Source organism: Halomonas sp. H10-59 (genome assembly GCF_040070555.1).
Taxonomy (GTDB): Bacteria; Pseudomonadota; Gammaproteobacteria; order Pseudomonadales; family Halomonadaceae; genus Halomonas; species Halomonas litopenaei.
Genome location: NZ_CP098828.1, coordinates 1,906,156 through 1,918,244, shown reverse-complemented (window position 1 = coordinate 1,918,244; position 12,089 = coordinate 1,906,156). Strand labels below are relative to the sequence as shown.

The following is a 12,089-nucleotide window of genomic DNA, read 5'->3' as shown; positions in this document are numbered from 1 at the left end:
TATGTAATGCCCCCTGGTTTCTGCACACCTCATCCAGTTAATGCGAGGTGCGCTCGGGGTGCCACATAGTCCAGAGACTGATGTGGTCGCTCTTCGTTGTAGTACCGGATCCAACGATCGATCACGACTCTGGCTTGGCCCAGCGACTCGAAGCGATGCTGCCAGATGCACTCCTCTTTCAAGGATCGGAAGAAGCGCTCCACGAGTCCGTTCTGTTCCGGTGTATACGGCGTCGTGAACTCCTGGGTGAGACCATAGGCCTTCACCGTGCCCGTGTAGTGCCGGCTGCTGAAGACCAGACCTTTGTCGGAGCGTAGCGGTAGCTGAACGCGCCCCAGCGCTCCCAGTCGATAGATCAGCGCCTCCTCCAGAGCGGCCTCAGCGGTCTTGCTACTGCCGTTGTCCGACAATCGCCAGCCGAGGATCTCTCTTGTGCAGCAGTCGATGATCACCGCCAGGCTGGCTCGCCGATCCTTTCCACACCACACGTGCGTGAGATCCTGTAATGACCCCCTAGTTTCTGCACACCCTACGCAGCTAATGCAGGGTGTGCTCGGGGTGCCACATAGCCCAGAGACTGATGTGGCCGTTCTTCGTTGTAGAACCGGATCCAGTGGTTGATCACTGCCCTGGCTTGTCCCAGCGACTCGAACCGATGCAGCCAGATACACTCCTCCTTCAGGGAGCGGAAGAAGCGCTCTACGAGCCCGTTCTGTTCCGGCGTGTACGGTGTCGTGAACTCCTGGGTGAGTCCGTAGGCCTTCACCGTGCCCGTGTAGTGGCGACTGCTGAAGACCAGGCCGTTATCGGACCGCAGTGCCAAGGGCTGATGAATTCGGCCCAAGGCGCCGAATCGATGCACCAGGGCCTCTTCCAACGCGGCCTCGGCGGTCTTGCTACTGCCATTGTCCGATAATCGCCAGCCGAGGATCTCCCGAGTGCAACAGTCGATAATCACCGCCAAGCTGGCTCGTCGATCCTTTCCACACCACACGTGAGTCAGATCAGTTGCCCATCGCTCATCAGGTCTTGAAGCGACTGACGGCAAGCTCCTGGCACGTGGCCGGAAGCCTTGGGGTCGTTTGCGCACCTGCCAGCCCTTCAACTGCAGGATGCGTTGGATAGGCTTGCGGTTCTCTCCCAACACGCACGCCAGACGACGATAACCATAGGTAGGGAATCGTTCCAGAGTCAGCTTCACCCTGCTAGCCAGTTCGGTATTGATCACACGGCGCCGCGGCTTGGGCCGGTAACACAGGCTTCGCCGGGGGAGTCCCAACCAGCGGCAGAGCTTGACGAGCGATACCACATGACCTTCCTCGGCCAGTTGCGCCTGCAGCGACCTTACGAGTTCTCGTCCTCGTCGAGCAGGCGCTTGAATTTTTTTAGTGCATAGATCTGCAGATGGGCTTCGCCCAGTGCCTCCTTGGTCTCCCGGAGCTCGGACTCGTACTGCTCACGGATGTCCTTGGGGCGGGCTTTGAACCCGTTCTCCATGTTGCGTTGGGCCTCATCGATCCAGCCTTCGACCTCGGAGACGGTGAGGTCATACTGGCGAGCCACTTCAGCGACGGTGGTCTTGCCCTTGAAGATGTCCATGACCACCGCGGCTTTGCGCTTCGCGGTCCATCGCTTGATGGGGTTGTCGTCGTTCATCCTGTCCTCCTGATGACTGCACTATACCCTGTGCAGCTATGGAGGGGGTCACTTCAATCCGTCGCCCAGCGGTCATCTGGCCGTGACGTGACTGACGGCAAGCTCCTGGCACGCGGTCGGAAGCCTTGTGGCCGCTTGCGTACCTGCCAGCCTTTCATTTTCAGGATGCGCTGGATCGGCTTGCGGTTCTCTCCTAAGACGCACGCCAGGCGGCGATAGCCATAGGAGAGGAACCCCTCCAGGGCCAGTTTCACCCGCACCGCCAAGACGGCATTGATGGCACGCTTCCGCGATTTGGGCCGGTAATACAGGCTGCGCCGGGTGAATCCCAGCCAGCGGCAGAGCTTGATGAGCGATACCACATGGCCTTCCTCGGCCAGTTGCGCCCGCAGCGACCTTACGAGTTCTCGTCGAGCAGGCGCTTGAATTTATTTATCGCATAGATCTGCAGATGGGCCTCGCCCATTGCCTCCTTGGTCTCCCGGAGCTCGGACTCATACAGCTCACGGATGTCTTTGGGGCGGGCCTTAACCCCGTTTTCCATGCTGCGCTGGGCCTCATCGATCCAGCCCTAGATCTCAGAGACAGTGAGATCGTACTGGCGAGCAACTTCAGCCGTCGTAGTCTTGCCCTTGAAGATGTCCATCACCACGGCGGCCTTGCGCTTCGCGGTCCATCGTTTGATGGAGTTGTTGTCGCTCATCCTGTCCTCCTGATGACTGCACTATACCCTGTGCAGCTATGGAGGGGATCACTTCAGCCTTACGGATTCAGTCAGGTGTTGCACTCAGAATTTGCGGCCAGGGGGCCGTCACTCATTCTGTTCTCATGATGGCTGCGCTATAGGCTGTGCAGGTCTTGAGGAGGTCACCTCACCTGCTCCTAATTATACGGAAACATTCTATATTTAATTTCGACAGGGCCAGTGAGGAAATCAATGAATATAGCACAACAAACTGGTAAAAATAAAACGGGTTGGAAAGCTGTAAGAAAACTTGAGGAATAAGCAACGCCATCAAAATAATAAAAAAATTATCTGAGCGAACTACCCCCTCCACGTAGTTTAAAAAAGATATCAATAACAAGGAAAGAGAATATATAAACACAATAACAAATGGAACAAGGCCAAATTCGAAGACAATCCACAAAACTTCAAAGTGTGGTGCGACACCATTTATACCTGTTTTATCAAGAAACCAAGAATTAAAGCTTCCCAATCCATTGCCAAAAAGAAGCTCATCAATAGTTATGTTATCAGAAACAGTGTCTAGAATAAACATCCTGAAAGACGAAGAATTATCTAATGCATCTCCATCTAATGTTTTCATCAGTCTACTTATAGCACCAATATCTTCGACCCTGAAAAACACATCAAAAAAATAATATACAAGCACTATAAAGAACGGAGTAAGAATACAAAAAACAATCTTATAGGGCTTCCTCAAATAAATAAAAACAGCGAATAACAACACAAAAATACCAACAACTGAAGTTGCTCTTGTAGCAGTCATAAAAACAACAAGAACTAAAGATATTGAAACTATCAACCAGCTGTTTTTTCTTAGATTAATCCAGAAGTAACAGGACGCACAGAGATTAACAAAACATATCGCAGCAAAGCCTACAGGGCTACCAACACTTCCAAAATATCTATTTGCCCCGTTCATTAAAATACTACGCCCAAATATATAGTCATATATAGTTTGGCATATACAGCATAAAGCAAATACCAAGAAGAACACCTGAAGCTTTACAATTACTCTTTTTTCTTCTTTATTAAGTAAATTAAAGAATACCAATGAAAACATCATATATGTTGAAAGACGTAAAAGAGGTGATATAGCATCAACCGTACCCCCCCTTACTACCGCGACTAGGGTTGCATAAACAGTAAAAATAATAAAAATAATATGGAACGGTGATATCTCATTAATATTACGAATATTATAAATAAAAACAACAAGGGACAGCAACCAGATCATACTAACCATTAAAGCCCTTGCACTTCTTTGATCAAAATATGTGGCTAACTCTAAGAATCCAGACACGTAAAGTAACAAAGCTGACAATGCAGCCACAAAAAAGGAAAAAGACAACTTATAGCATTTTATCCCAATCATCACTTTTGATAACAACCCTTTCAAATATTTCTTCTAAATTATTCCCCAGAGCTATATTTTTCTTAACACTCTCAGGAAGAAGCTCCACCAAGTTTATGGAAGAACAGTTAAAAATTAGACTCGCTGTTAAAAGAGCCGTCGAATTAATCCCTGCAACCTTAGTAATATTAAATTTTTTGATCATTAACTCGGCAGGCATATCTATATCAACAACTAGTGCTTCAGGTGCAACTTCAGAATAACAGAAATTATCGAGTGGGTGTGGTTTTATAGCTAAGAGTGTACCTCTCCTTTTAAAGTAGTCGACGACATCTTTAAAAAACAACCTATATTCATGATCTGACATGACACCAACACGAACAAAGGGACTAGTAAAGTATAAAACCCTATCGGAGATATTAATATTGATCAAATTGTTAATTTCTTCTATTTTTTTTCGCGGAAGGTAGTAATAATTCAGAATAGCATCTACGGATTTTTGATAATAGCGCCTGGCACCATTTTTCCGCGAAAAAATCCCCCACTCATAATCTAAAAAAAGTTTCGACTTAAGGATTTTTTTTAGAATAAACTTTACTGCAAAAAATCTTTTCTTTTCTCGAATAGCGACTCCTCTTTCTTGCGCGTAACTGTTGTAAGTTCCAATACCCTCCTCAAAACTAAAAGACTTAAAGTTACACCTCGGTAACAAATAAAAATCCTCTATCATCTGAGTTACTGAAGGTTTATAGTAGGTGTGATGCCCCAAATAGACAGTTAAATCAAGTTCCCCACACGCTTTAAACCTTCTCCAAATTGGCGTTATAATTGTTAACACTCCGGTATGCTTTTCTTGTTTCTTTATTCTAATAAAAACCCCCTGTTCATCAACAAACTCAAAGTCGGACAGTTGGTATTTACTATCCATATCTTTAACGTAATAGGCTGTTACGACATCACCTCTATTAGCTTTAGAAAAACAAAAAGCCAAGGCGCTTATCAAATGGAATGTCGTGATGATATCAAAAATATAAAATTTTTTCACTACTACTTGAACTCTAAATAAACATGACTTTTATGACTAGGGCCAGAAGTCTCTTCCAATAATCATATTAACTTTACTCAACAATTATGGGCTGACTTTTTCCCTTGATTTCAAGCAATAAGCGCAGCACTTGCGGTATCCACGACTCCCGAATACACCCTAGGAACACCTGTGTCGGCGTCCGATATCCCAGTCGTTTTTGGGGGTGATTTTGCCCAACAAATGTGGACACCGGGCTATGCGATCATCCGAGACACTACAGTTATTCTATGAACCAAGGAAAGATAGCTTCCTCTCGTCAACGGACTAAGCGAGGCACCACAACCACACATAACATTCAACCCCCCAATGCCTATCATGCTAAATCATCGAAGCGAACCGGCTGATTTTTAGAAATATCATTTTTAAGTTTCTTACCCAAAACATCAGTCAAAAACTTTGGAGCAACACCGTATCCGGGACGAACGCTTCGGACTGCGCTCTCATCAATTCGCTCTCCTGCCTTCATATCTTTGACGAAGTAAAGCGACCTTCGAAACTTCGCATTCCCATGTTCACTGGATTTTCGACCATAATTTACTTTACCAAGAGCATGCCAAGCGGTCTTAGTGTCAACGCACAATTTCTCCAACTCCGCAGGCTCGAGTGAAAAGCTATCATCGGGCCCTCCACCATTTCGATCTAACGTAAAATGCTTTTCAATCAAATTAGCACCGAGTGCTACGCTGGCAATTGCAGTAGTGTTGTCGAGAGTATGGTCGGAAAGCCCTGTGACCAGCCCAAAACGCCCCATCATATCGGTTATGGTGTGCAGATTATAGTCTTCGGACGGAGCCGGATAACCACTGACACACTGAAGAATAGCCAACTGTTGGCACCCGGCACCGCGGGCGGCATCAACTGCCTCTTGGATTTCGTCGCAGTCAGCCATCCCAGTTGATATAATCATTGGTTTGCCTGTTCTGGCTACGTACTCAATCAAAGGAAGGTCCACAGCTTCAAAAGAGGCAATTTTGTAGGCGGGAGCCCCAAGGTCTTCAAGAAGATCTACTGCGGTGTTATCAAACGGCGAACTGAAAATTGTGATACCGAGCTTCTTGGCATATTCGAAGAGTGGATGATGCCATTCCCAGGGCATGTGCGCTTCTTGGTAAAGCTCATAAAGGGTACGCCCAGCCCACAATCCATCACTTATTTTGAAGTCATCGCTATCACAGTCAAGAGTAATGGTCTCAGGACGGTATGTCTGGAGCTTAATTGCATCTGCCCCGGCCGAGGCAGCCTCTTCGATTATACGCATAGCCGTTTCAAGCTTGCCATTATGGTTAGCAGAGAGTTCGGCGATGATATAGGGTGGTTGATCGGCTGCGATTCTACGACCCGCTATCTCGATATTGGGTAGCGTCATGTCTAGTCAAGCTCCTCGATGGGCTAGCCATTCGCTGCGGAGCAAGCCGAAGCCAATGACATCATGATAGTACTGACCATCGAAATGATGATCGCGAAGGTGAGATTCACGAGTGAACCCTAAACTTCTATGAAATTTCAGCGAGCGCTCGTTGTAAGCTAGTGCTTCGCCACACAGTTTGTGAAGCTTCAGCTCTTCGAAAGCATATACTAAAGCTGCGTGACCCATCGCCTGCCCTCTTCCTCTAGGTGAAAGGGGATCGAGATAGAAACCCCATGTCGCACGCTGCGCGTCAGGGTTCTCAAGATGGATATTCACGAAGCCAAAAGATTCCCCCCCATATTCACACACTAAAAGGTGCCTAAACGGGTCTTCCTGAGACCTTTGGAACCAAGCCAAATGTTCTGCCTGACTGACCTCGTGCTGGGTGTACATATACCGGCTTACTTCAGGATGATTACGCCATCGACGAACTTTAGCTAAATCGGCCTCCTCTATTGGACGCAAATGAACTAAAAGCGATTTCATGTCAACGAATTCTCCTGCTGCATGATGTGAAAAAGCTTCTTCACGCCCTCTCCATCCGTAAGCTTAGCTGATAAGCTACTCATTTTCGACAGGACGCCGGGTGCCTGCACCTTATATAGACAATCAGGCAGCTCATAGAATAGACGATCTGTAGTACTCAGGCTAATTGCCGCCCCAGCAGCATTCAAAGCCCGGGCTATAGGGCGCTGATTTTCAGCTAATACAAGCATTAAAGTGGGCAGACCCAAGCAACATCGCTCCCAAGATGTACTGCCAGCGGCACCGATGGCGAGATCCGCTTCAGCCATGCGTCTTGCCATATCTGGCACGTTGCTTACTACATTTATTGACCAAGGTAGTTGATCTGCACTGGCATTCACTTCTTTCAACCAAGGTGCGGTGGCGCCCAATACCACTGTAATTTCGATATCATCTGGCAGCTTGCAAAACTTCAAAGCGTCAATTACTAAACCGGTCACATTGTCCTTGTCGACCCCCCCCATAGTTATCAATAGGCGTTTGAGGCGAGTTTCCCTGTTCCGCCGAGCAAGGCTAAACTTACGAAGCTCTGAAAATTCGGATCGCAGAAGCGCAAACGCTGGTCCGACAAGTAATTGACAGTCTTTCATTAGTAGTCTGGAGTAGTCCGCAGCACGACGCCCCAAGTTCTGATCCAATAAAAGGTCGGCGCAATGAGGCCGGTCAGCTAGATCATCGATGATGAAGAGACGTGATTGTAACGGGAGCACAGCAGCTTCCCAGCGCACGTCTAGTGCATAGTGATCAACTACCAGCCAATCTGGAGATAACTCCGTCAAAATGGATCGACAATGCACGGCATCCTGCTCCCATGTAGTGCCCAACCATCTTGCATGAGTTGGCCCCTCCCTGCCGCTAGTCGTGGCTCTATCAGTTAGGCCGGGTGTGGGGAGGCGATACGTAAAAAAACCATGCTCCTCAATTAGATCACAGAGATGTCCTAAGTGTTCGCGACTCAAGAAATAGCATTGCGCACCAGCGGACTGGAGAGTCTTGGCGACCGTCAGACAGCGCATTACGTGCCCAGTGCCAATTTCGAGCGAGGCATCAACGCGAAAAGCAACAATGTGTACCTTCTGAGTGGATGCTGTCATGCATCTTCCGCCAACATGGCACGGAATAGCCACTCAGCTCGCTCCCAGTCTTCCTGGGTATCGATATCTTGCACATGATGTCTCGGCAGAAATACCGGCCGAGCCCTTTCAGAGAAGATTGGCGTGCCAGCGCACCATGCAGCTGCTCGCCCCCAGTAAAACTGGCCAGCGTCGTGGTAAGCCTCCTCTAAGTCTTGAGAGCGTGTGAGGAAATGCTCAGGCTGGAACATGGCTACGTAGCCATCCTTATCAATTCTCAAAGCCCGCTGAACCGGAAAGGCGTAGCTGGTTACAGAGAAGGCATAGTCAGCGTCTTCGCTTTTCAGTGCCATGAAGCCCCTATGCAAGTCCCTTGCTTTCACAAATGGTGCCGTGGCGTAGAGACAACACACCGCCTCTGGTCTCACCCTTTCCTCTTCCCCCAGCCAGTCAATTGCATGAGCAATGACTGGAATAGTACCGCTGTGATCGTCAGAGAGGAATGCAGGCCGTCGAAAGGGAGTCTCAGCCCCCCATGCTACGGCCACCTCGGCGATCTCGTCATCATCAGTGGACACAATCACTCGATCGAAGCACCCGCTCTTGAGGGCAGCCTCAATTGACCAGGCAATCATAGGCTTTCCTGCGAACTCACGAATGTTCTTTCGCGGAATACGCTTGCTGCCGCCACGAGCGGGAAGTACCGCTATGCACTGCGTCATATCACTCAAGCCTCCTCAAGCGCCCGCCGCAAAGCCTCGACCACCTCATCCTGCTGGGTTTCTGTCATCGTCGGGTACAGGGGCAGACTAATGGCTTCAGCGTAATAGCGCTCAGCTTCCGGAAAGTCACCTGACTTAAACCCGAGTCCCTGATAATAGGGCTGGGTGTGCACCGGGATATAGTGGATATTAACGCCTATACCCAACGCCCGCATCGTCTCGAAAACCTGCCGTTGACTCTTGTTAATCGACGCAAGTTCCAGTCGGATGACGTAGAGATGGCGCCCAGAATAGCTGTCAGGGTGCTGCCAGGGCGTGGTCAGAGGCAGTGCAGAAAGCAATCGGTCATAACGAACCGCTAGTGAATGCCGTGCCGCCACATAGGAATCTAGTCGCTCTAACTGTGTCACTCCTAAAGCCGCCTGTAACTCCGTCATCCTATAGTTAAAGCCTAAGTCGACTTGCTGGTAGTACCAAGGACCATCGGCTTCATGCGTCATCAGTTTAGGATCACGGGTCACGCCATGGCTACGCAGAAGGCTCATTCGCTCCGCAAGTTTATCATTATTCGTCAGGGCCATCCCACCTTCTGCAGTAGTGATGATTTTGACTGGGTGAAAACTGAACACAGTAATATCGCAGTACTTGCAGCTTCCTATTTCCTCGTCTTTATACCGGCCACCAACGGCATGCGATGCATCTTCAACCACCTTGAACCCATATCTTTGACTCAGGCTGTAGATAGCTTTCATGTCACATGGCTGTCCGCACAAATGAACAGCCACAACGACTTTCGGAAGGCAGCCGGAAAGCTCTGCTTTTTGCAGTTTTTTTTCTAGAGCCAATGGACAAATATTATATGTCTTAGGATCAATATCTACAAAATCCACTCTAGCGTTACAATATAGACCACAATTTGCCGATGCGACAAAAGTGATGGGCGAAGTCCAAAGCCAATCGCCTTCTCTCAGCCCCAATGACATACATGCAATATGCAAGGCAGAAGTAGCACTATTTACCGCCAAAGCATAGCGGGCACCAACTTTTTCCGAGAGCAAATTCTCGAACTTTGGGACCATAGGCCCTTGAGTCAAGAAATCTGATTGCAGTACTTCGCGCACTGCATCTATATCATCCTGCCGGATATCTTGGCGCCCGTACGGTATCATCAAATTGCTCCGATTTTTTCCCAATTATTGTTAATCCAAGACTGAAGCTCTTCCTCAGCCATCCACTCTTCATTATTATCACTTGCATACACGAATCCCTCAGGGACTCGTTTCCCATCTTTTATACGGTTAGCATCCATGTCCCAGCTGTTAATAGCCGGAAGAATTTTATAATGCTCGGGATACTCATATGTATAATAAGCATCCTCCGCACCAATCATTTGTTCATGCAATTTCTCCCCAGGCCGAATACCCACCACTTTTTGCTTGGCACCCGGGGCAACAACTCGCGCTAGATCGGTAACTCTCATTGACGGAATTTTTTTCACATAGATTTCACCACCTTCCATATCATCAAACGCGTGCCAGACCAGCTCCACGCCCTGTTCGAGCGAAATCATAAACCTAGTCATGCGCTCGTCGGTGATAGGCAACTCCCCCTTATCCCTAATCGACATAAAGAAAGGAATCACAGATCCCCGCGAACCCATTACGTTCCCGTACCTTACTACTGCAAATCGGGTACTATGTCCACCAGCATATGAGTTTCCGGCCACAAACAATTTATCTGACGTTAGTTTAGTCGCACCATAGAGATTGATTGGACTACTTGCCTTATCTGTAGATAGTGCCACCACCTTTTTCACGCCCTTATCGATACAGGCATCAATCAGGTTCATTGCACCTTGGACATTTGTTTTCACACATTCAAATGGGTTATACTCAGCCGTGGGTACAATCTTGGTCGCGGCAGCATGCACAACATAGTCGACACCATCTAGTGCACGATAAATACGATCTCTATCTCGCACATCCCCTATAAAGAAACGCACCCGTGGGTCACCTTCGAATTTCTTGGCCATCTCCCACTGCTTCATCTCATCACGAGAAAAGATAATCACGCGCTTGGGATTATAGCGCTCTAGAAGCATTGGGATAAAGGTATGCCCAAAAGATCCAGTTCCGCCTGTCACAAGAATTGAAGAATTATCGAACATAGCAATTTACTCTATTGGTTCCATCAAAAAGTGATTTTTTATATTTCAACCTAGCAACGCATTTTCAGCCAAAGCGTACAGTCATCAGTCTTTTTAACCGGTAATAGAAAAAGGCCTTTAGTACCAGCATAGCGAAAAACGAACCACAGAGGGAGACCGGAATCCCTAGGACGGGAAAAGTCTCTGTAAGCATAAAGCCAAGCCCCAAGAATACAAAGACGGAAACGACATTGCTACATATAATAGACTTGTCGTTTCCCATAGCATAAAGCCCGTAATGGGGAATCATGCTTACTGCAAATAGAAACGTGGCAAAAAGCAAAAAGTAGAGCATCCCCACATGATTAAAATACACTTCCTTTCCTAAGACCATTAAAACCGGATGAATCAACACTGCGGCCGCCACGCACATCATCAACGCAACAATAACCGTCTGGCGAAAAAGACTTTTCATTCCAGACTCAAACATCGTCAAATCTTTTATTTGGAAAGCTCTTACGATTTTCGGATACAAGAAAACAAACACGCCTGCATCTAAAAATGACGTCACAGCATTAGCAACCCCAGCAAACAATACATAAGCTGCAAGTGCTTCTTCTCCGCCCACTGCCTCCAACCAGTAACGGTCAACCGTAAACAGTGCTCGTATTGCCAGCGTTGCAAAAAGCAGGGGCAAGGCAACTTTGACACCTTGAGCCAACCACCTCCAATCAATTGAATTCTTTAAGCAGGCTCGATCCAGTCTGGCGATTGCCACAAATCCCATGCTACATGCGAGTGCCCCACCTACCGCCCACGCCATTAGCAGCACTTCAAGGGTGCGAAACTTTGGATACAACCAGAAAATTACTGCTACAACCAACACCCAAACGCCAGAACGCAGAAAGTGGGCTATGCTCGCATACAACTGCCGCGACATCGCGACTAACAATCGATTTAATTCCTGAGCTAAGTGTTCGAACACAAGCAAGACAAAAAACCATGGAGCAACCTTCCACGGCAAAAGATCTGCAATAAACAAAAAAAACAACAGCGGGAGAATAATACTGTAGACGATTACCGTGAAAACACTTTGATCACGGAGCAATCTTAGCCACTCATCGGATCTACTACCTAAAAGCTCTCGCGTGGTATATACGTAAAAATCGAAACCAATTACATAGATAGAATACGATATTGTAGCGACCAATAGGCCATATATTGCCACTTCTTTTGGAGCAAGATAATAAGCAATAAGAAAGATTAAGAGAAATTTTGCAAGAAGCGAGCTGCCTCGTAGCCCAATATTCACCAACCGTATAAAGACGGTGGTTGAGAATAGGTTTGATCCGCTAGGCATACTGGCCCACTTA

Annotated in this window: 15 protein-coding genes; all 15 read right to left on the bottom strand. The window is 47.7% G+C overall.

Translation table 11 applies throughout. The features are described 5' to 3' along the window. Positions 1 to 29: 29 nt before the first annotated feature. Positions 30 to 488, bottom strand: coding sequence for an integrase core domain-containing protein (locus NFG57_RS08545; RefSeq protein WP_348815925.1), 459 nt, complete (start codon positions 486 to 488; stop codon positions 30 to 32). Positions 489 to 529: 41 nt separating this feature from the next. After that, positions 530 to 1,339: an IS3 family transposase gene (locus NFG57_RS08540; RefSeq protein ID WP_348816165.1), complete on the bottom strand. Its 810-nt coding sequence runs from the start codon at positions 1,337 to 1,339 to the stop codon at positions 530 to 532. A 5-nt stretch (positions 1,340 to 1,344) separates the two neighbouring features. Further along, positions 1,345 to 1,656, bottom strand: a complete 312-nt coding sequence (locus NFG57_RS08535; protein ID WP_045995248.1) for a DUF1153 domain-containing protein — start codon at positions 1,654 to 1,656, stop codon at positions 1,345 to 1,347. Positions 1,657 to 1,709: 53 nt separating this feature from the next. Further along, on the bottom strand, positions 1,710 to 2,018 hold the full coding sequence (locus NFG57_RS08530) for a hypothetical protein (protein ID WP_348815924.1): 309 nt from the start codon (positions 2,016 to 2,018) through the stop codon (positions 1,710 to 1,712). Positions 2,019 to 2,053: 35 nt separating this feature from the next. Further along, a complete protein-coding gene (locus tag NFG57_RS08525) occupies positions 2,054 to 2,200 on the bottom strand; it encodes a hypothetical protein (protein WP_348815923.1) in 147 nt (48 codons plus the stop codon). 27 nt (positions 2,201 to 2,227) lie between these two features. Then, complete coding sequence (locus NFG57_RS08520; protein WP_348815922.1) at positions 2,228 to 2,359, bottom strand: DUF1153 domain-containing protein; 132 nt, start codon at positions 2,357 to 2,359, stop codon at positions 2,228 to 2,230. A gap of 169 nt (positions 2,360 to 2,528) precedes the next feature. Continuing rightward, positions 2,529 to 3,752, bottom strand: a complete 1,224-nt coding sequence (locus NFG57_RS08515) for an O-antigen ligase family protein (protein WP_348815921.1) — start codon at positions 3,750 to 3,752, stop codon at positions 2,529 to 2,531. Between the two features lies 1 nt (position 3,753). Continuing rightward, on the bottom strand, positions 3,754 to 4,800 hold the full coding sequence (locus tag NFG57_RS08510) for a polysialyltransferase family glycosyltransferase (protein ID WP_348815920.1): 1,047 nt from the start codon (positions 4,798 to 4,800) through the stop codon (positions 3,754 to 3,756). A 355-nt stretch (positions 4,801 to 5,155) separates the two neighbouring features. After that, positions 5,156 to 6,208, bottom strand: coding sequence for a pseudaminic acid synthase (pseI, locus tag NFG57_RS08505; RefSeq protein WP_348815919.1), 1,053 nt, complete (start codon positions 6,206 to 6,208; stop codon positions 5,156 to 5,158). Positions 6,209 to 6,214: 6 nt separating this feature from the next. Continuing rightward, positions 6,215 to 6,736, bottom strand: coding sequence for a UDP-4-amino-4,6-dideoxy-N-acetyl-beta-L-altrosamine N-acetyltransferase (gene pseH, locus NFG57_RS08500; RefSeq protein ID WP_348815918.1), 522 nt, complete (start codon positions 6,734 to 6,736; stop codon positions 6,215 to 6,217). Next, a complete protein-coding gene (gene pseG / locus NFG57_RS08495; protein ID WP_348815917.1) occupies positions 6,733 to 7,869 on the bottom strand; it encodes a UDP-2,4-diacetamido-2,4,6-trideoxy-beta-L-altropyranose hydrolase in 1,137 nt (378 codons plus the stop codon). The genes pseH and pseG overlap by 4 nt, the downstream gene beginning before the upstream one ends. After that, a complete protein-coding gene (gene pseF / locus NFG57_RS08490) occupies positions 7,866 to 8,570 on the bottom strand; it encodes a pseudaminic acid cytidylyltransferase (protein ID WP_348816164.1) in 705 nt (234 codons plus the stop codon). The genes pseG and pseF overlap by 4 nt, the downstream gene beginning before the upstream one ends. A gap of 5 nt (positions 8,571 to 8,575) precedes the next feature. Beyond that, positions 8,576 to 9,739 (bottom strand): UDP-4-amino-4,6-dideoxy-N-acetyl-beta-L-altrosamine transaminase, encoded by a 1,164-nt coding sequence (gene pseC, locus NFG57_RS08485; protein WP_348815916.1) that lies wholly within the window; start codon positions 9,737 to 9,739, stop codon positions 8,576 to 8,578. Further along, positions 9,739 to 10,737 (bottom strand): UDP-N-acetylglucosamine 4,6-dehydratase (inverting), encoded by a 999-nt coding sequence (pseB, locus tag NFG57_RS08480; protein WP_348815915.1) that lies wholly within the window; start codon positions 10,735 to 10,737, stop codon positions 9,739 to 9,741. The genes pseC and pseB overlap by 1 nt, the downstream gene beginning before the upstream one ends. 64 nt (positions 10,738 to 10,801) lie before the next feature. Further along, entirely contained in the window at positions 10,802 to 12,076 is a 1,275-nt protein-coding gene (locus NFG57_RS08475; protein WP_348815914.1) for an oligosaccharide flippase family protein, read from the bottom strand. Positions 12,077 to 12,089: the final 13 nt, after the last annotated feature.